Below are 20,183 nucleotides of genomic sequence, written 5' to 3'. Positions count from 1 at the left end.
GGGTACTAACTGTGATCGAACACCGAGCTTTGCAATGCGCGATCCTGCTGATGGCGTTCCAGCGCCAGCTCGATCAACGTCGTAATCAGTTGGGTATAACTCACGCCGCTGGCGCCCCACAGCTTAGGGTACATACTGATATTGGTGAACCCCGGCAACGTATTAATTTCGTTAACAATCACGTTGTTATCCGGCGTCAGGAACACATCGACGCGCGCCATGCCCGTGCAGTCCAGCGCGCGAAACGTCTTCAACGCCACATCGCGGATTTTATCGCTGGCCTCGGATGAAATCGCCGCCGGCACCATCACCTGCGCGCCCTGCTCATTGATGTACTTGGTGTCGTAAGAGTAAAACTCATCGCTCAACACAATTTCACCGCACACGCTGGCCTGCGGCTCATCATTGCCGAGCACGGCGCATTCGATCTCACGGCCAACAATGGCGGATTCCACCAGCACCTTGTGATCAAAGCTAAATGCCAGCGCCACCGCCTGCTCAAACTCGGCCTGGTTTTTCACTTTGCTAACGCCGACCGAAGAGCCCTGGTTAGCCGGCTTGATAAACAGCGGCAGGCCCAGGCTATCACTCACTTGTTCAAAGCTGAATTTGCTGCGATTATTGCGCGTTAAGGTCACAAACGGCGCCACGGCCAGCCCAGCATCGCGCAGCAGGCGTTTGGTGACGTCTTTATCCATGCTGACCGCAGAGCCAAGCACCCCGGCCCCGACGAACGGAATATTGGCCATACGCAACAGCCCTTGCAACGAGCCGTCTTCGCCCAGCGTACCATGCACGATCGGGAACACCACATCAAGCTGGGTCAGCGCGCCGGCGCTACCGGCCTCGATTAACTGCTGTTTTTCCTGGCCCGGGATCAGCGCAACATTTTTATTGGAGTGGTTGAGTGCGATCAACGCCGGGTTTTCCGCATGCAGCAGATAGTTGGACGCATCATTGATATGCCATTGCCCTTGCTTATCGATCCCCAACAGCGTGACGTCGAATTTCTCTTTGTCGATGGCATCCACAATGTTTTTTGCCGATTGCAACGAAACCTCATGCTCCGCCGATTTACCGCCAAAAATCACCCCAACACGTAATTTAGCCACGCCTGCAATCCTTCTGAAAAGTCATATAAAAAGCTGTAATCACAATAAACGCAATGCCCGGCATCGGCAATCATTGGCTGCGCAATTATCACGGCAAAACCGGTGGCCGGCGGCAAAGCGGCTAAAATAGCGACGAGCCGCACGATATTGTAAACGGATTGTACAAATGTAACATTCCACCGCGCCGTTGACACAACTCTTTGCTATGCTCAACCCTGTCATTTGCGAAGGCACTTCCAGCATGGAAAGTTACCGCCGCACCGCCGCGTTCAGCGCCAATGAATGGTACCCCATCCCGGCCACTCATCCTTCCGCCAGCGGGCGTTGCGCACGCGGGCCAACTCTCGCACAACATAGAACCACGTGGCCGGTCGCCTGACCACGCCGGCGTTGCACCTATCAGCCAATGCAGCGCCGCCACAGCCCCAAACGCTTGTTATCAATACTGAGAGCGGGGATTTGGGACAACATTGTATGTCACAGGGAGTATGCATCATGCAGTCCGCAAGTCAGGAAAATCAGGAATTAATCAAACAACTGAAAAATATTGTCGGCAGCGCCCAGGTGCTTACCGGCGAGCGCGATACCGAACGCTATCGTAAAGGGTTCCGCTCCGGCGGCGGCAACGCACTGGCGGTGGTGTTTCCCAACCGCCTGTTGCACATCTGGCAGATCCTGCAGGCCTGCGTCGCCGCAGACAAAATCGTCATCATGCAAGCCGCCAACACCGGCCTGACCGAAGGTTCAACGCCAAGCGGTGATGATTACGATCGTGACATCGTGATTATCAGCACCCTGCGCTTGGATCATATCCAGGTGCTGGACAACGGCAAACAGGTCATCAGCTTCCCCGGCGGCACCCTGTACAAACTGGAAAAAGTGCTCAAGCCCTATGGCCGTGAACCGCATTCGGTCATTGGTTCTTCCTGTATCGGCGCTTCGGTGGTGGGCGGTGTGTGCAACAACTCCGGCGGCTCACTGGTTAAACGCGGGCCGGCCTATACCGAAATGGCGCTGTTCGCCCAACTGGATGCTGATGGGCAACTGCGGCTGGTCAACCACCTTGGCATTAAACTGGGCAACACGCCGGAAGAAATTCTGACCAGGCTCGAGCAAGGCGACTACCGCCCGGAAGACGTGGAACACAGCGGCCATCAGGCTTCCGATCACGAATATGCCAAGCGGGTGCGCGATGTGGATGCCGATACCCCTTCCCGTTTCAACGCGGATAAGCGCCGGCTGTACGAGGCCTCTGGTTGCGCTGGCAAGCTGGCGGTATTCGCCGTGCGGTTGGACACCTTCGAAAAGGAAAACCAGCAGCAGGTGTTCTACATTGGCACCAACCATACCGAAGTGCTGACCGAGCTGCGCCGCCACATTTTAAGCCAGTTCAGCAACCTGCCGGTGGCCGGTGAATATATGCACCGCGATATTTTCGATATTGCCGAAGTGTACGGCAAAGATACCTTTATCATGATCGACAAACTCGGCACCGATCAAATGCCGCGCTTCTTTACCCTGAAGGGGCGGCTGGACGCCAGTTTCAACAAGTTGCCGCTGCTGCCGCACAACCTGACCGATCGGGTGATGCAGGGGCTGAGCCACCTGGTGCCCAACCACCTGCCGAAACGGATGAAGGAATACCGCGATCGTTTCGAGCACCATCTGTTGCTGAAAATGTCTGGGGCGGGCATAGAGGAAGCGCACGCTTACCTGAAAACCTATTTCGCCCAGGCCGAGGGGGATTTTTTCGTCTGCACAGAGGAAGAAGGCAAGAAAGCCTTTCTACACCGTTTCGCTGCCGCCGGGGCGGCGGTGCGCTACCATGCCGTCCACGCCAATGAGGTGGAAAACATTCTGCCGTTGGACATCGCCTTGCGCCGTAACGATACCGAATGGTTTGAAACGCTGCCGCCGGAGATCGACAGCCAACTGGTACACAAGCTGTATTACGGCCACTTTATGTGCCACGTATTCCATCAGGATTACGTCGTGAAGAAAGGGGTGGATACCCACCGGCTGAAAGAGCAAATGCTGGCGCTGCTTGATAAGCGTGGTGCAGAATACCCGGCCGAGCACAACGTCGGCCACCTGTACCACGCCAAACCGGCGTTGAAGGCCTTTTACCAGGCCGCCGACCCAACCAATAGCTTTAATCCGGGCATAGGCAAAACCAGCAAGTTGAAAAACTGGCAGGGCGAGGGCCACTAACGCCGGCCCCGGCACACGCCCCGGCGCTAATCCGCCGGGGCGTTCGACAACGCCAGGCTCAGAACAACCACGAACCATACCCCCACAACACCACCGTCAAGCCAAGCATCAGCTCAAGCACCAGGATCCCAATGGCGAAGGTGGAGCTTGAGAAGATAAACCCTTCCTGGCTATCAATATTCAGGAAATGCGGAATGCCCAGATACAGCAGGTAGCCGGAATAGCACAGCCCGATGATACCGACAAACAAACACAGCCATACCATCGGGTACAAGGCGACCACGCCGCTAAGGAACATCGGCGTCGCGACATAGCCGGCAAACACCATGCAGCGGTGCAGGCTTGGGCGTGAATCATAACGCCGCGCCATCCAGTGAATCACCTGCCCCATCACCGCCACGCCCGCCAGCATCAACACATAAAACAGCAACGCGGCAAATAACGCCGCCGGGATGCCCAGCCGTATGGCGTGCCCGCCGCCGGAAAGCCACCCCAGTTGGGTGGTGCCGATAAAGGCGCAGATCACCGGAACCGCGGCCAGTAACAGCACGTGATGTGTATAGAGGTGCGCGATCGACTCGTTCTCGCGTTTTATCTGTTTGAATTCGGTAGCGGGATGCGCCAGCAACCCCCAAACATGATTGACCATAATCCCCTCCCCCATTTTGCCGCAGTATGCCCGTGGCAGTTGACTCACCCGGCCATGAAATAGCTTTGCTTAATCGCCGGCGCCAGTACAAATTATAGCCAATCAATCACCAATCGCACGCCTCGCCGCCGTTGTTTTATACTCGTCATACTTCAAGTTGCAGGTGCGTTGGCTTGGTTACTCGGCCCATCCATGGGCCTCACCCCTTCGGGGCCGCTGCCAACAGCGTTCAAATCTGCTCCCGGCAGATTTGTCACTCACCCCAGTCACTTACTTGAGTAAGCTCCTGGGGATTGATGAGAGACATCCTTGTCTCTCACCGGAGGCTGGCCAAAGGCCAGGCAAATTCGTTCCTGACGAATTTGTCGCTGTGTCGCCGCCTTCCTGCAACTCGAATTATTTAGAGTATATAATCAAGCCACCGCTCCCCGCTGAGGAACCTTATGCCATCTTCCCTGCGTACCCTTCAGGCAGGCATCGTCGATGTTGAAACCGGTGAAAACGTCACGGTGATCGAACCCTGCAACCTGTACAGCTGCCATCTTGGCGATGGGGTGTTTATTGGCCCGTTTGTTGAGATCCAGCGCAATAGCCGCATTGGCGCCCGCAGCAAAGTGCAATCCCACAGTTTTATCTGTGAATACGTGACCATCGGCGAGGATTGTTTTATCGGCCACGGCGTGATGTTCGCTAACGATCTGTTCAAACAGGGCGCGCCGGACGCTAACCCAGAAAGCTGGGGGCACACCTGGATTGGCGATCGGGTTTCGATCGGCTCCGGCGCAACCATTCTGGCGGTAACCATTTGCAGCGGTGCGGTAATCGGCGCCGGAGCGGTGGTGACTCGTGATATCGCCCGCAAGGGCATTTACGCCGGCAACCCGGCAAGGCTATTAAGAGCGCTGCCCTAAGCTTGCGCCATGCCTCAAATAAACAGGTATACGATGACGCTCGATCCGCAAACCTTACATACCCTTCAGGCCTGCCTCGCGCTACGCGCGGCCACCCCGCCAGGTGCCGCAAAAGGTGAGCTGCGCGCACTGCTGGCGCAGCAATTCCTGGGGATCCCCTATGCGGCCAACCAGCTTGTCGGCTCGGCGACGGTGCCGGAACGGTTAATCATCGATTTCCGCGGGCTGGACTGCTTCACCTTGCTCGATTATGTCGCCGCGCTGAGCGTATCAAACAGCGTGCCCACGTTTATACAAAACCTGATCGAAACCCGCTATGCCGACGGTGAAATCAGCTTCCCCCAGCGCAAGCATTTCTTTAGCGACTGGGCCTGGCGCGGCAAAGCCGTGGCCCGCGATATCACGGCCCAGATCGGCTCACTGGCCGTAACGGTCGAAAAAAGCCTTAACCAAAAGGCCGACGGGGGCGTTTACCTGGCGGGCCTGCCGGTGGTGGCGCGCACCATCACCCACATCCCCGGCACAGAGGTCGACGCTGGCTGCATTTCCCGCCTGCACAGCGGTGATTACATCGGCATTTATACCCCGCTCGCCGGTTTGGACGTCACCCACGTCGGCATTCTGGTACACACCGCGGCCGGGCCGGTGCTGCGCCATGCATCTTCTCACCCAAACCGGCGAAAAGTGGTCGATTCCCCTTTTATCGAATACGTCAGGGCCACCCCGGGCATCGTGGTGCTGCGGCCAGAATAATAATTAATGGTTATGAGCCATAGCCACTTATGCTTAAGGGCTGTTTGACATCGCTCCGGCCCTGCGTTTAGCTATCAGCACAAAAACCACATTTTTTCATTGTTTTTCAGGGAGTAGATTATGGCAACCCGCTGGCGCTACGGCGCATTGGCAGCGGCTCTGGCGGCAACGTTGCTGCTGCAGGGCTGCGATCGGAAATCGGATCAAAATCATATCAAAGTCGGCGTGATCAACGGCGCCGAGCAGGACGTGGCGGAAGTCGCCAAACAGGTGGCGAAACAAAAATATGGCCTGGATGTCGAACTGGTCGGCTTTAGCGGCTCACTGCTGCCGAACGACGCGACCGACAAAGGGGAACTGGACGCCAACGTGTTTCAACACCGCCCATTCCTGGAACAGCAAAACCGCGATCATGGCTACAAGCTGGTGGCGGTAGGCAATACCTTCGTGTTCCCCATGGCCGGTTATTCTAAAAAGATCAAATCGGTGCAAGCACTGCAGGATGGAGACGTGATTGCGATCCCAAACGATCCCACCAACCTTGGCCGCGCATTGCTGCTGCTGCAAAAAACCGGGCTTATTACGCTGAAGCCGGGTAAGGGCTTATTACCCACCGCACTGGATATCAGCGCCAACCCGCACAACTATCAGATCATGGAGCTGGAAGGCGCCCAATTGCCGCACGTGCTGGACGATCCCAAAGTCACGGTGGCGATTATCAGCACCACCTACATTAACCAAACCGGCCTGACGCCAACCAAAGACGGGATCTTCATCGAAGATAAAGATTCGCCGTACACCAATATCGTGGTCGCACGTGAAGACAATAAAGACGCGCAAAATGTGCAGAACTTCGTCAAAGCCTATGAGTCGGACGAAGTCGCCACCGCCGCGGAAAAAATCTTCAACGGCGGCGCAGTTAAAGGCTGGTAACCCCCCGCGCTCTGCTCCTCCCGGCGGGAGGAGCCCTCTTTTTTGCCGTGATCGGCAACAACAGCAAATAATCCGCTATCCCGCGCTTGACCCTGACGCCGCGTCAGGCAGTAATCTGCGCCACAGGCATCACGGAGATCATCTTATGTTATTGAAAGTTGGCGAACTGGCACGCCGCTGCGGGCTTACGATCCGCACGCTGCACTACTACGACAGCATCGGGCTGTTGGTGCCCTCGGCGCGTTCCGAAGCCGGTTACCGTTTGTATAACCGGGCGGATATCACCCGGCTGCATCATATCCAGGCGTTGCGCCGCATGGGGGTCGCACTGGCGGAAGTCGGCGCCATTCTGCAGCGCGCCGATCCGGCGCTGCCTTTCGTCATCGAACAACAAATCACCATGCTCGATCGGCAACTGGCGCAGATGACCGCGCTGCGTGGCCGACTGCAGCATTTGCATACACAGTTGACCGCCGGGGACGAGCCTGAACTGAATGATTGGCTAACCACATTGGAGTTAATGGCAATGTACGATAACTATTTTACCGTGGATGAATTGGCGCAGTTACCCTTTTACCAACCTGATGAAGCCCGTGAACAACAGTGGGCAGAGATGGTTGCCGAGGCTCAGGCGCTGCTCGATACCGGCACCAGTGAACAAACCCCACAAGCACAGGCGCTGGCGCGCCGTTGGATGTGCACGCTGGAACGCGATACCGCCAAGAACCCGACGTTCCTGGTGAAGCTGAACGCCATGCATAGCCATGAACCCGTCATACGCCAACAAACCGGCATCACGCCTGCCGTGGTGGATTACATCACCCGGGCATTTGGCGAAAGCAAGCTGGCGATTTTCCAAAACTATCTGTCGGCAGATGAATATGCGTATGTCCGTCGGCACTATTTCGATCGCCTGCACGAATGGCCGCCGCTGATCGCCAAATTCCACCAGGCAATGGCAGACGGCGTGCCGGCAAGCTCCGCCCTGGCCGGGCAACTGGCGGGGGAGTGGCTGGCGCTGTTTCGCTCTTACGCCAGTGACGATCCCGCCACACAGGCGAAAATCCGCCATGCTATGGCGCAGGAACCGGCGCTGGCGGAGGGAACCTGGCTCACACCGGCGCTGCTCAGCTATCTGCAACAGGCAATAGGGCACAGCATGCAACGCTGATCCGATGTTTTTCTTATGACCGTCATAGCAAAAATCAATTTATCGGGCTAAAAAACCAAGGGCATAATGGGATTATCTTTCAGGCCGCGCCGACGGCCTGATTCCCTCCCTATTTACAAGGACATATATGTCGTTATCCGCAACGCCGACACCCGCGCAGCTCACCATCACCGATGCCAACAGTGAGGATATGGCCGCCGTGCAGCAAATTTATCAATACCATGTGTTGTACGGTGCCGCTTCATTTGAGGAAACGCCGCCGTCGCTAGATGAAATGGAAGCACGCCGCCAAAAGGTATTGGCGGACGATCTGTTCTGGCTGGTAGCCCGGCTCAACGGCCAGGTGGTGGGCTATTGCTACGCCGCGCAATACCGGCCGCGCCCCGCCTACCGCTTTACCATCGAAAACTCGGTATACATTGCCGAAGGGATGCAGGGCAAAGGGATCGGCAGCAGCCTGATGGCGGCGCTGATCGCCCGCTGTGAACAGGGGCCCTGGCGGCAAATGCTGGCCATCATCGGCAATTCGGCAGAGAATTTGGGATCGCTGGCGTTGCACCGCAAGCATGGGTTCACCAGCGTCGGCACGCTTAACGCCGTCGGCTTCAAGCTGGGCAGTTGGCGCGACACGCATGTGATGCAACTGCCGCTAGGGGAAAGCAATCAGACACTGCCGGTTTAACCGGCAGTGTCAGTGCAGACGGCGGGGAATCAGGCTTTGTAGCGTGCGCGGATAGCGCCCAATACGGAAACCACCAGCAGCACCACGCCACCGGCAACAATGCCGAACACCACGTTCAGCAGCGAAGGCACGACGCCCTGCAGCAGCAGGCCGAACGTTGGCACCACCGAGGTGTCTGCCGCCCAGCCTTCAAACAGATGGTGTACCGCCGGCAGGCCGTGAGTCAGGATGCCGCCGCCCACCATAAACATGGCAATAGTGCCCACCACCGACAGCGTTTTCATCAGGTATGGCGCTGCACGCACAATGCCGTTGCCCACGCTCCGCACCAGCGTGCTGGTCTTGCGGCTTAAATACAGCCCCAAATCATCCAGCTTCACAATGCCCGCCACAATGCCATACACGCCGATAGTCATAACGATGGCGATACCGCACAGCACAATCACCTGTTGCGTAAAGGTGGCAGCGGCCACGGTGCCCAGAGTAATAGCGATAATTTCGGCCGACAGCACAAAATCGGTACGGATAGCGCCGGTAATCTTGCGGGTTTCATAGGCCGCCACGTCTTCATTGGCGCCCGGGCCGTCTTTGTCTTCCCCTTCGCCTTTCTTATGAAACAGGCTGTGGAACACCTTTTCAAAGCCCTCAAAGCAGAGATAGGCGCCGCCCACCATCAGCAACGGGGTAATCGCCCAGGGGGCAAACGCACTGATCAACAACGCCAGCGGCACCAGAATCGCTTTGTTGACAAACGATCCTTTCGCCACGCGCCATACCACCGGCAATTCGCGGTCTGCGGAAACCCCGGTCACCTGTTGGGCATTGAGCGCCAAATCATCGCCCAGCACGCCAGCGGTTTTCTTTGCCGCCATTTTGGTCATCAGCGAGACATCATCCAGCAACGAGGCGATGTCATCAATTAACGTCAGTAAGCTACTTCCGGCCAAGATGCGCCATCCTTAATCAAAAAAAAAGAAATATGACAATGCAATACAGTAACTAGCATAGCGGGATTTAACAGCGAATGCGTGGCTAACTTTCACCAAGCGATGAAAGAAAAGAGAGAATGGGCCTGCCGGAAAGCCCGGCAGGCAAAGGCAGGTTATTCAGCGTTCTGCGCCAGGCGCGCATCTTTTTGCCGGCGATAATCACGCGCCGCCGGTGGGATTGGCGTCACCTTACCGGTTTCAATCCAACTGCGCAGGCGGTTAGCATCGGCAAAGTGGGTATATTTACCAAAGGCATCCAGCACCACCAGCGATACCGGGCGGCTGCCGATCACCGTGCGCATCACCAGGCAGTGGCCGGCCTCATTGGTGAAACCGGTCTTGGTCAGTTGAATATTCCACTTCGGGTTATAAACCAGGTGGTTGGTGTTACGGAACGGCAAGGTATAGTTTGGCCCCTTAAACGCCGCCATACGTTCGGTGGTGGTGCTCAATTGGCCGATCAGCGGGTACTGTTTGGTGGCAATCAATAGCTTGGTCAGATCGCGCGCGGTCGAGACGTTATGAATCGATAACCCGGTCGGCTCCACATAGTGGGTGTGCGTCATCCCCAACGCTTTGGCTTTGGCGTTCATGGCGCGGATAAAGGCGTCGTACCCGCCGGGATAATGATGCGCCAGGCTGGCGGCGGCGCGGTTTTCGGAAGACATCAGCGCCAGCAGCAGCATATCCTTGCGGCTGATTTCACTGTTCAACCGCACGCGGGAATAGACGCCCCGCATTTCCGGGGTCTGATGGATATCCACCGCCAGCATTTCATCCAACGGCAGGTGAGCATCCAGCGTCACCATCGCCGTCATCAGCTTGGTGATGGAGGCGATCGGCACCACTTCATCCGGGTTACGGGCATAAATCACGTTATGGGTGCGCATATCCACCACCATGGCGCTGCCGGAGGCCAGTTCCGGCTGGGTGGCATGTAACGCAGGGGTATTTTCACTGGCCAGCGCGCGCGGCGCCAGGCCTGCGCCCGCTTGTAAAGCGAGCAAGGCCAACACAAGTACTCGGATTTTCACATGCATTACTCTTGTCACAAATAAGGGAAGATCTCGGCTTGTCGCCCCTCACCCTAGCCCTCTCCCAGAGGGAGAGGGAATAGTTAGCGCTGACTATTGAGGCCCCCCTCTCCCCTTGGGAGAAGACCAGAGCCACTATCAATATAGACGCCCCTTCTTCCGCTGGGAGAGGGCCAGAGCCACTATCAATATAGGCGCCCCCTCTCCCTCTGGGAGAGGGCCAGAGCCACTATCAATATAGGCGCCCCCTCTCCCTCTGGGAGAGGGCCGGGGTGAGGGAAACCGGCTATCGGCAAACATTCATGCGGCGAATTATATGTGAGCCTAATAAAGTTAGCACTGGGATTGTCAGTGGCGATTTGTGACAAATTCTGTCTATAGAAACCTAACGCAGCCCGCGAGGGCTCTGGGCTGCGGGCAAATCATACAAAAGTTACAGCGCCGCCTGCCAGGCGGAACGGGGCAACAGATACACCCCGGCGGGCTGTTGCGCGCCGGCACCGATGATGTGGCCGATGCCCGCCGCCATCACCGCCAGCGTAACGTCAAATGCGTTCAGGCTATCGCCGTAGCCGGCCGTCAGGTTCAGCATCGAACCGTTGGCCAACAGATAAAGCGTATTGTCGTCCATCTGGTAGGCATCAATAAACGGCATCGGCTGGCTGTGCGGCAGCGTCTGCAGAAAACCTACGTCAATTTCCGCCGCCACGTGGCCAACGTTGAGAATAAATACGCCGTTTTTGGTTTGCTGCAAATGCCGGGCGCAAAGCACATTGCTGGCCCCGGTGGCGGTGGCGATCACGTCGGCCAGCTGCACCGCCTCGGCCAAATCAACCACTTGCCAACCGTCATAGCGCGCCTGCAGAGCGCGGGCCGGATCGATTTCAGCCACCATCACCTGCCCGCCATAGGCCCTGGCCGCCGCCGCCACGCCTTGCCCCACCAGCCCATAGCCGATAACCAGTACGCATTTTTCATGCAGCGTCAGCCGGGTGGTCTGGAAAAAAGTATGCCAGGCCGTCAGGCCAACCATATGGCGGTTATGCAGCCCTTCTTTAACCGGCAGATCGTCCCAGTTGAAGATGGGGTAACGCGGCGCCATGCCATCCAGCCGGCTGATGCCGGAACCGGTGGCTTCCAACCCGGCCTTGATCGGCAGGTCGCTGCCCGCCTGGTGCAGGCGGGCGGTCAGATCGGCACCCATCTCACACAGATGGGTCGGCCCCCAGGCCAACGCGCGATCGAAAGACGCCGACCAATCCGCCTGATCCATATCGCGCCAGGCAAAAGCCTGCGCGCCGTGGCGCTCCAGCCAGGCCACCACCTCATCCTGCACCGTGGTGGGGTTGCAGGTGGTCAGATACACCGCCGCGCCTTTGTTTAGCAAGCCGGCAACCAGTGGCACCATTTTCAGATCCAAATGCATGCTGCACGCCAGGCGCACGCCGTGCAGATCCGGTAATGCCGCCACCGCCGCCCGGGTGCGCGGCATCTGGCCCAACGCCCAATTCAGTTCACGTTCAAAATCCAGGCTCATCCCGCACTCCTTTTTCGCTTTACCGCCTGTCGTGGCTTGCAACAGCAGCCTTGCTATCTATCAGAACATTGGCAACTATCATTACTCAGGTTAAATCACGCGCTCAAGGTAAAAATCATGGCCGAACCGTTAACGATCGTTTTCCCGCTTTATTCTGGCGTCACCCAGCTTGATTTCACCGGCCCGTATCAGTTCCTCTCACGGATGCCCAATACCGAAACCATTGTCGCCTCCGTAGACGGCGCAGAGATCGACGGGGACGGCCTGTTTTTCAACCATCTGCGGCCATTGGCGCAGATCGCCCATTGCGACGTGCTGTGCGTACCGGGCGGCGGCGGTTGCACCCAGGCGATGCAGGATGAGCAATATATGGCGCAGATCCAACGCCTGGCGCACGGCGCCCGCTATATCACATCCGTTTGCACCGGTTCGCTGATCCTGGGGGCCGCGGGCTTGTTGCGCGGCAAACGCGCCACCAGCCATTGGTCGATGTGCGACTGCCTGCCGCTGTTCGGCGCCATTGCCAGCAGCGAACGTGTGGTGCGCGATGGCAATGTGATCACCGGCGGCGGCGTCACGGCCGGGATTGATTTTGCACTGACGCTCATCGCCGAACTGCACGGTGAGGAAACCGCACAGGCCATTCAACTGGGCTTTGAATATGCTCCAGCCCCGCCGTTTGTCGGCGGCACGCCGGCACTGGCGCCGCCGGCGATAGTAAAAAAGGTGCGGGAAACTATGGCCGAAAGCCTGCGGCAACGGCAGGCGCTGGTCGCGCAGATTGCCGCCAAATGCGGTTAACCCCGGCAGCGGTTCAACACAGCCTGGGCGGCAAGGGGTATAATGTGCCCCTATTGGCTGGCAAGACAAGGATTTAAGGATGAACATCCTGGCACACTATATTAGCGAATACGGCTATTGGGCGCTGTTTTTTGGCTGCCTGGCGGAAGGGGAAACCATCACGCTGCTGGGCGGCATCGCAGCACATGAGGGATTGCTGCACTGGCCGTGGGTGATTGCCGTGGTGGCGTTCGGCGGCACGCTGGGCGATCAATTGCTGTATTTTGCCGGGCGCCGCTATGGCGAACGGGTGATTTCGCGCCTGAAAGGTCAGCAGCAACGCATTACGCGCGCACAACGGCTGATTACCCGCCACCCGATGCTGTTTGTGATCGGCGTGCGTTTTATGTATGGCTTTCGCATTATCGGCCCGGTATTGATCGGCGCCAGCAAGTTGCCGCCGTCACGCTTTGTGCCGCTGAATATTCTGGGCGCCATCCTATGGGCCACACTGTTCGTCATGCTGGGCTATTTTGGCGGCCGGGCAATGGAACACGTTGTTGCCGGCTTCGACAAAAAGCTCTCCAGCCTGCTGTTCGTTGCGTTGGTGATTCTGGTGATGTTGCTGGTGCGCCACTGGTGGCGCCGCCGCAAGGCCTAGCGGTTCAGCAACAGTTTGGCGCCAAACAGCGCCAGCATCGTGCCGCTCCTCTGTATCCTTTTGAATAACATTCCGTTTCTAACGCCAAACAACAGAAAAAAACAAATAATAACGATTTTGGCGCAGGATTTTTTGCCTCATTTCCAGAGAAAAGGTAGCATGCTTCGCTGTTATTTTTCAGCCGCCGCACAAAAAACAAACGGCAACATGCGGTGATGCTCCTTCGCAATAACGATTAGCGATAGCAATCGTTTGCTCCCTTGAGGGCAAAGAACGATAGACAGGCAAAACAGGACGAACGATGAAATCACATAATAAATCTGCGCACGACAGGCTCGCAGCCAGAAGACGTTGGTTAGACTCCCATGAATCCGGTTACCATAAAAGCATGGGTAACCGGCAGATCCAGATGATCGCCATCGGCGGCTCGATCGGTACCGGCTTGTTCCTCGGCACCGGCGGCCGTCTGGAACAAGCCGGCCCGGCGCTGGCGCTGGTTTATCTGGCGTGCGGTATTATCTCTTTCTTCATTCTGCGTGCGCTGGGTGAGTTGGTGCTACACCGCCCAAGCAGCGGCAGCTTCGTCTCTTACGCCCGTGAATTTCTCGGCGAAAAAGCCTCGTACGTTGCCGGCTGGATGTACTTCCTCAACTGGGCAATGACCGGCATTGTCGATATCACCGCGGTCGCGCTTTATATGCACTATTGGGGAACCTTTGCAGACGTGCCGCAGTGGCTGTTCGCCCTGTGCGCGCTGGGTATCGTCGCCACCATGAACATGATCGGTGTGAAATGGTTCGCCGAAATGGAGTTCTGGTTTGCGCTGATCAAAGTGGCCGCCATCGCCGCCTTTCTGGTGGTCGGCGTGGTGTTGCTCGGGGTTGGCACACCGATCGACGGCAACACCACCGGCATGCACCTGATCACTGAAAACGGCGGCGTATTCCCGCACGGCCTGCTGCCGGCACTGGTGCTGATGCAAGGGGTGATCTTCGCCTTCGCCGGCGTGGAATTGATCGGCACCGCCGCCGGTGAGTGCAAAGACCCGGAAAAAATGCTGCCCAAAGCGGTCAACAGCGTGATCTGGCGTATCGGCCTGTTTTACGTCGGCTCCGTGGTGCTGTTGGTGCTGCTGCTGCCGTGGAATGCCTACCAGGCAGGGCAAAGCCCGTTCGTCACCTTCTTTAGCAAGCTCGGCGTGCCTTATATCGGCACCATCATGAACATTGTGGTGCTCACCGCCGCGCTCTCCAGCCTGAACTCCGGGCTGTATTCCACCGGCCGTATTCTGCGTTCTCTGTCGATGGGCGGTTCCGCGCCGAAGCTGATGTCGAAGATGAGCAGCCAGAAGGTGCCCTATGCCGGTATTCTGGTCACCTGCTGCATCTATGTGCTGGGCGTGATTCTGAACTACCTGGTGCCATCCCAGGTGTTCGAAATTGTGCTTAACATCGCCTCGTTGGGCATTATCAGCTCATGGGCATTTATCATCATCTGCCAAATGCGCCTGCGCAAAGCCATCAAGGAAGGCAAAGCCAAGCCGGTTTCCTTTAAAATGCCGGGCGCGCCGGTCACCTCATGGATAACGCTGCTGTTCCTGCTGGTGGTGCTGGTCATGATGGCGTTTGACTACCCGAACGGCACCTGGACCGTGGCCACCATTCCGTTGCTGGCTGTGCTGCTGGTGCTTGGCTGGTTCGGCCTGCGTAAACGCGCAGCGGAAGTGAAACACGAGCAAAAAGCGCTCGAAGAAAAAATCGACCGCTGATCGCCACGTCATACTCCCCCGCCGTTAATCAACGCGGGGGATTTTTTATGCCTAAACGACGTTAAAGCGCCAGTAAGCGCTCACCATTCTTGCACCATCAGATCCCCCAGCAGGCGATCGGTGGAATGCGGCAGGAACACTTCATTGCCGGCCCCAGGGGTTAACGTCAGTTCGCCAATATAGATCTGTTCCTGCGTCAGATAAAAATCGACCCGGCAATAATCCAGATCCGCCGACACCGCCTTGGCGACGTCAATCATTTCATCCCAGAAGCGCGGCTTTTCATATAGGGTATTCAACTGTGGGATGTCATCCTGAATAAAGAAACAGTGATGGCAGTGCTCATCCAGATATTCCAGCGAGGTCGGGTGCGACCCGCCGCGCAGCAGCTCAACAAACAGGTATGGCACCTTGCCGTTGAAAACATGCACTTTATAGTCAATCGGCTCGCCATTAACCTCAATATCCAGCAGTTTTTCGACAATGATTTTCGGCGGGATATTCGCGTAGTGCTTTTCACGATAGCGTTTCCAGTAGGTGACTTTCGCCCATTGCTTCAGCGTATTCTGAATATCCTGGAACGAGACCTGCGTTTTATCCTTCACAATCATCACCTGCAACGAGGCGTTATTGGTTTTGATAACAAACGCAGAGGGTAAAGCCTGATAATCCTGCGCGGTAAATTCTTCGGTTATCAGGATCACCGGCGCCATATATTTTTCCGGCACCCGGCTGGCGATATATTTACGTACCGCGACCTTATCCGCAATCTGGCTGAATGCTTCACGCGGGTAACGCATACGATGGTAAATTTTCTCTGAAAAAGTGCGAGGATTCTTGAAGTTAACGAAGGAACCGTGTGCTGCGTAATGGCCCAACTGGTAATAAATAAAATCGGGTGCGGCCTGGTAAAGGCGTTTTATAAGGCTTCTCATTTTTTCTTCCATGACCACATACATGCAAAAATTCAGATAAAAAGCTTAAGTGACGCGTCTAACCGGGCACAGTGAAAATTTATATAATCATAAAAAACCGAAGAGTGAACAAATATGAAAAATAGATGAATTTTATTTAAAAACAACAAGATAAATTCAATTTATCGCACATAAATGACAATAGCCGGCCAATATAGCGGCTAAATGTCGCCAAGTGTAACTGGGAATCATTGTAATCATCATTGTTTAAATAATTTGAATGCTACGCTATTTCGGCATTGCGAAAAATAGCCCTGGCAATATCGGCGGAGCGGGTGAGCGCACGAATTTCGCTAAACATTTCGCTGGCCTCGTTATATTCTTTACGTAAATAGCCCAACCACTGTTTAATTCGCGCCACATGATAAAGGCCGGTATCGCCGTTTTTTTCCAGATAGGTATATTTCAGCAATAGATGCATTACCTCGGGCCATGGCATACGCGGTTCGTTATATTTCACCACCCGGCTCAGGTTCGGTATATTCAGCGCGCCACGCCCCAACATCACCGCATCACAACCGGTCGCCTGCAAACAATCCTGCGCGCTTTGGTAGCCCCAGATTTCGCCGTTGGCAATCACCGGTATCGTCAGGCGCCGGCGGATCTCGCCAATCGCCTGCCAATTGATGCGCTCGGCTTTATAACCGTCTTCTTTGGTGCGGCCATGCACCGCCAGCTCCGTCGCGCCGGCCTGCTGCACGGCATCGGCAATCTCCAGGCTGTAATGGGATGAATCCCACCCCAGGCGCACTTTTACCGTCACCGGCAGATGCGCCGGCACGGCGGCGCGCATCGCCTTCACCCCTTGATAAATCAGCTCCGGCTCTTTGAGCAGCGTCGCCCCGCCGCCGCTGCCGTTAACCGTTTTGGAGGGGCAGCCGCAGTTCAGATCAACACCATAAGAACCCAGCGCCACCGCCCGGGCCGCGTTTTCCGCCAGCCACTGCGGGTATTGGCCAAGCAGTTGAACACGCACCAGAGTGCCGGACGGGGTACGGCTGGCATGGCGCAATTCCGGGCACAGCCGGTAGAACAATTTTTCCGGCAGCAGTTGGTCGACAACGCGCAGGAACTCGGTGATGCAAAGATCGTAATCGTTCACTTCGGTGAGCAATTCACGCACCAAAGAATCGAGCACCCCTTCCATCGGAGCCAGTAACACACGCATGAACAAACCACCCCAGCAAAAAAGACGCGCAATGATACGGGCTAATGCCTGCGCGCGACAAGCCCATCATGCAACAATCCGCCGCGGTACCGGTGCGCCGTCGATAAACGCCTGAATATCTTCCACCGCCTGCTGAAAGTAAGTGTGATAGTTACTGTCGGCGACATAACCCAGGTGCGGCGTCGCCAGCACGTTAGGCAAGCGGCGCAACGGATGGTTGCCCGGCAGCGGCTCTTGTTCAAACACGTCCAGGCCGGCGCCGGCGATCCCGCCCTGCTGCAAGGCCTCAAGCAAGGCCGGCTGATCCACAATGGCCGCCCGCGAGGTATTAATCAGGAAAGCGCCGGGCTTCATTGCACGCAGTTCGCTCCGCCCCACCAGGCCGCGGCTGCGCTCGCTCAGCACCAGGTGCACGGAAAGCACATCGCTTTGCTCGAACAGCGCCTGTTTGGATGGCGCCAGGGTTACGCCTACTTCGGCCGCCCGTTGCGCCGTCAGGTTCTGGCTCCAGGCGATAACGCGCATGCCAAACGCCTGCCCTACCGTTGCCATTCGGCTGCCGATTTTGCCAAGCCCCAGCAGCCCGAGGGTTTTGCCATGCAGGCTAACCCCCACCTGCTGTTGCCACGGCCCGTTGTGGCGCAGGCCGTTGCTTTCCGTCATCAGGTGTTTGGTCAGGCCAAGGATTAATGCCCAGGTCAATTCCATCGGCGGTGCGGAACCGCTGTCGGTCCCGCACACCACTACGCCCTGGCGCGCCGCAGCGGCCAAATCCACCGCGGCATTGCGCATCCCCGAGGTCACCAACAGCTTCAGCGCCGGCAAGCGGGCCAACAGCGTTGCCGTAATAGGCGTGCGCTCACGCATGATCACCACAATCGCGCAATCGTTGAGCTGTGCGGCCAACTGCGCCTCGTCGGCGATATGTTCGCTGATGCTAAACACCTCAACCCGATCGGCAATCGGCCCCCAATCCGCCATCGCCAGCGCCACCTGCTGGTAATCGTCGAGTATGGCACATTTGAGTTTCATTCATGTTCCCCTTACCGGCGCATTCCGCCGCATTACAGCGTAGTACGGATCGGAGCGTTCAGCTGCAACAAACGGCGCCGGCACGCCGTTAATGCCGGGCGGTTAACATTTTCACAAGCGGCCAGCGGGGAAATGACGATAAAAAAATGCCAGCCGGATTGCTCTGGCTGGCACTGAAGGAACCGCGCGCGTGGTATTCGCGCCGCGTTATTTATTCCGCAGGCTTACGGCTGCGCGGACGGCGTGCTGGCGCACCGCTGCGGCGCTGGCCTTCACCCTGCGGGCGCGCATGGCCGCCTTCGCGGCTTTCGCGTTGGCCGCCGCCGTTGGCAGAGCGCTGACCGCCGCCTTGACTACGGCGCTGCCCACCGCCATTGCCACGCGGCGCACCACGCCCGCCGCCCTGACGGCCGTTGATGATCGGCTCCGCCTTGATGGACGGATCTGGCTCATAGCCAGGGATAGCAATGCGCGGAATTTCGCGTTTCAGCAGCCGCTCGATATCGCGCAGCAGTTTGTGCTCATCCACGCAAACCAGTGAAATAGCTTCGCCGGTGCGTTCGGCACGGCCGGTACGGCCAATACGGTGCACATAGTCTTCCGGCACATTAGGCAGTTCGTAGTTCACGACGTGCGGCAACTGATCGATATCCAGACCGCGGGCGGCGATATCGGTCGCAACCAGCACGCGGATCCGGCCGTCTTTAAAGTCGGCCAGCGCACGGGTACGCGCGCCCTGGCTCTTGTTGCCGTGAATGGCGGCGGCGGTAATGCCGTCTTTGTTCAACTGCTCCGCCAGGTGGTTAGCGCCATGTTTGGTGCGGTTAAACACCAGTACCTGGCGCCAGTCGCCGGCGCCGATCATGTGGGAAAGCAGCTCGCGCTTACGCTTTTTATCCACAAAGTGCACGCTCTGCGCCACTTGTTCAGAGGCGGTATTGCGGCGCGCCACTTCAACGGAGGCCGGGTTATGCAGCAGTTTGCTCGCCAGCGCTTTGATATCGTCCGAGAACGTGGCGGAGAACAGCAGGTTCTGGCGTTTTGACGGCAGCTTGGCCAGCACGCGGCGGATATCGTGGATGAACCCCATATCCAGCATGCGGTCGGCTTCATCCAGCACCAGAATTTCAATTTTCGACAGATCTACTGCGTTCTGGTGTTCCAGATCCAGCAGGCGCCCCGGCGTTGCCACCAGAATGTCGACGCCACCGCGCAGCTTCATCATCTGCGGGTTGATGCTCACACCGCCGAACACCACCAGCGAACGCAGGCGCAGGTGTTTGCTGTACGCCACGACGTTTTCGCCGATCTGCGCCGCCAATTCACGGGTTGGCGTCAGGATCAGCGCCCGCACCGGGCGGCGGCCTTTGGCCGCATGGTCATGTTTGCTCAGCAATTGCAGTAACGGCAGGGTAAAACCGGCGGTTTTCCCGGTGCCGGTCTGGGCGCTGGCCATCAGATCGCGGCCTTCCAATACCACAGGAATGGCCTGACGCTGAATTGGCGTAGGTTCGCGATAGCCCTGTTCTTCAACAGCGCGCAGAATTTCAGCACTTAAGCCGAGGTTTTCAAATGACATAGTAGAGAAAAACTCCAGATCCCCCCTAACCTGAACATCAGTTCGGTGCAGTTTCCTGGGAGGATGATCAGACGGGGCATAAGGATGTGCCCGGCATTCAGCCGCTGGCAACATTCCCGGGATGACCACGAGGGATTGGCACAAACTGCAGTGCACCAAGCGAGTGATTGTAGCAGAAGTCGAAGAAAAAAAAGCAATTTTACGTGATGAAACGCACAATGCCGCTGCAACACGCGAAA

General features: G+C 57.1%; 18 protein-coding genes. 9 read left to right on the top strand and 9 right to left on the bottom strand.

All coding sequences use genetic code 11. The features are described 5' to 3' along the window. Positions 1 to 5 precede the first annotated feature (5 nt). Positions 6 to 1,112, bottom strand: coding sequence for a D-alanine--D-alanine ligase (ddlA, locus tag ABFX35_RS02915; protein ID WP_346079053.1), 1,107 nt, complete (start codon positions 1,110 to 1,112; stop codon positions 6 to 8). Positions 1,113 to 1,607: 495 nt separating this feature from the next. On the opposite strand from ddlA, the gene dld reads away from it, so the two are divergent. Then, complete coding sequence (gene dld, locus ABFX35_RS02910; protein ID WP_346079052.1) at positions 1,608 to 3,323, top strand: D-lactate dehydrogenase; 1,716 nt, start codon at positions 1,608 to 1,610, stop codon at positions 3,321 to 3,323. Positions 3,324 to 3,381: 58 nt separating this feature from the next. Here dld and ABFX35_RS02905 read toward each other — a convergent pair whose 3' ends face one another. Further along, complete coding sequence (locus tag ABFX35_RS02905; protein ID WP_095845350.1) at positions 3,382 to 3,972, bottom strand: Yip1 family protein; 591 nt, start codon at positions 3,970 to 3,972, stop codon at positions 3,382 to 3,384. Between the two features lie 443 nt (positions 3,973 to 4,415). Here ABFX35_RS02905 and ABFX35_RS02900 point away from each other — a divergent pair, with 443 nt between their 5' ends. The 5 genes from ABFX35_RS02900 (at position 4,416) to ABFX35_RS02880 (ending at position 8,422) form a co-directional block, all read left to right on the top strand. Then, a complete protein-coding gene (locus ABFX35_RS02900; RefSeq protein ID WP_346079050.1) occupies positions 4,416 to 4,883 on the top strand; it encodes an acyltransferase in 468 nt (155 codons plus the stop codon). A gap of 33 nt (positions 4,884 to 4,916) precedes the next feature. Next, positions 4,917 to 5,636: a DUF1460 domain-containing protein gene (locus tag ABFX35_RS02895; RefSeq protein WP_346079048.1), complete on the top strand. Its 720-nt coding sequence runs from the start codon at positions 4,917 to 4,919 to the stop codon at positions 5,634 to 5,636. Positions 5,637 to 5,756: 120 nt separating this feature from the next. Beyond that, the gene (gene nlpA, locus ABFX35_RS02890) at positions 5,757 to 6,569 is read left to right on the top strand and encodes a lipoprotein NlpA (protein ID WP_346079046.1); all 813 of its coding nucleotides are present in this window, start codon (positions 5,757 to 5,759) and stop codon (positions 6,567 to 6,569) included. A 145-nt stretch (positions 6,570 to 6,714) separates the two neighbouring features. Next, positions 6,715 to 7,740 carry a MerR family transcriptional regulator gene (locus ABFX35_RS02885; RefSeq protein WP_346079044.1) on the top strand — a complete coding sequence of 342 codons (1,026 nt, stop codon included), beginning with the start codon at positions 6,715 to 6,717 and terminating at the stop codon, positions 7,738 to 7,740. 127 nt (positions 7,741 to 7,867) lie between these two features. After that, positions 7,868 to 8,422: a GNAT family N-acetyltransferase gene (locus tag ABFX35_RS02880; RefSeq protein ID WP_346079042.1), complete on the top strand. Its 555-nt coding sequence runs from the start codon at positions 7,868 to 7,870 to the stop codon at positions 8,420 to 8,422. 29 nt (positions 8,423 to 8,451) lie between these two features. Here the strand turns inward: ABFX35_RS02880 and ABFX35_RS02875 are convergent, their stop codons facing one another. The 3 genes from ABFX35_RS02875 to ABFX35_RS02865 form a co-directional block, all read right to left on the bottom strand. Next, entirely contained in the window at positions 8,452 to 9,369 is a 918-nt protein-coding gene (locus tag ABFX35_RS02875) for a DUF808 domain-containing protein (RefSeq protein WP_279027392.1), read from the bottom strand. A gap of 155 nt (positions 9,370 to 9,524) precedes the next feature. Then, positions 9,525 to 10,451, bottom strand: coding sequence for a D-alanyl-D-alanine endopeptidase (gene pbpG / locus ABFX35_RS02870; protein WP_279027394.1), 927 nt, complete (start codon positions 10,449 to 10,451; stop codon positions 9,525 to 9,527). Positions 10,452 to 10,878: 427 nt separating this feature from the next. Further along, positions 10,879 to 11,982: an adenosylhomocysteinase gene (locus ABFX35_RS02865; protein ID WP_279027396.1), complete on the bottom strand. Its 1,104-nt coding sequence runs from the start codon at positions 11,980 to 11,982 to the stop codon at positions 10,879 to 10,881. Positions 11,983 to 12,099: 117 nt separating this feature from the next. On the opposite strand from ABFX35_RS02865, the gene ABFX35_RS02860 reads away from it, so the two are divergent. The 3 genes from ABFX35_RS02860 (at position 12,100) to ansP (ending at position 15,191) form a co-directional block, all read left to right on the top strand. Further along, complete coding sequence (locus ABFX35_RS02860) at positions 12,100 to 12,783, top strand: DJ-1/PfpI family protein (protein WP_346079039.1); 684 nt, start codon at positions 12,100 to 12,102, stop codon at positions 12,781 to 12,783. Positions 12,784 to 12,862: 79 nt separating this feature from the next. Continuing rightward, on the top strand, positions 12,863 to 13,423 hold the full coding sequence (locus ABFX35_RS02855; protein ID WP_095845360.1) for a DedA family protein: 561 nt from the start codon (positions 12,863 to 12,865) through the stop codon (positions 13,421 to 13,423). A 301-nt stretch (positions 13,424 to 13,724) separates the two neighbouring features. Further along, complete coding sequence (gene ansP, locus ABFX35_RS02850; RefSeq protein WP_346079037.1) at positions 13,725 to 15,191, top strand: L-asparagine permease; 1,467 nt, start codon at positions 13,725 to 13,727, stop codon at positions 15,189 to 15,191. 80 nt (positions 15,192 to 15,271) lie between these two features. Here ansP and ABFX35_RS02845 read toward each other — a convergent pair whose 3' ends face one another. The 4 genes from ABFX35_RS02845 to rhlE all read right to left on the bottom strand — a co-directional run bounded on the left by ABFX35_RS02845 (position 15,272) and on the right by rhlE (position 19,944). Continuing rightward, positions 15,272 to 16,126, bottom strand: coding sequence for an ATP-grasp fold amidoligase family protein (locus ABFX35_RS02845; RefSeq protein WP_279027406.1), 855 nt, complete (start codon positions 16,124 to 16,126; stop codon positions 15,272 to 15,274). A 262-nt stretch (positions 16,127 to 16,388) separates the two neighbouring features. Further along, a complete protein-coding gene (gene dusC / locus ABFX35_RS02840) occupies positions 16,389 to 17,333 on the bottom strand; it encodes a tRNA dihydrouridine(16) synthase DusC (protein WP_346079034.1) in 945 nt (314 codons plus the stop codon). A 66-nt stretch (positions 17,334 to 17,399) separates the two neighbouring features. After that, on the bottom strand, positions 17,400 to 18,365 hold the full coding sequence (locus tag ABFX35_RS02835) for a D-2-hydroxyacid dehydrogenase family protein (protein ID WP_346079032.1): 966 nt from the start codon (positions 18,363 to 18,365) through the stop codon (positions 17,400 to 17,402). Between the two features lie 211 nt (positions 18,366 to 18,576). Beyond that, positions 18,577 to 19,944, bottom strand: a complete 1,368-nt coding sequence (rhlE, locus tag ABFX35_RS02830) for an ATP-dependent RNA helicase RhlE (protein WP_346079030.1) — start codon at positions 19,942 to 19,944, stop codon at positions 18,577 to 18,579. Positions 19,945 to 20,183: the final 239 nt, after the last annotated feature.

It is taken from the genome of Gibbsiella dentisursi, from assembly GCF_039539505.1.
Lineage (GTDB): Bacteria > Pseudomonadota > Gammaproteobacteria > Enterobacterales > Enterobacteriaceae > Gibbsiella > Gibbsiella quercinecans.
Note: the sequence above shows the minus strand (reverse complement) of the source record. Positions and strands in the feature narration are given on the sequence as shown.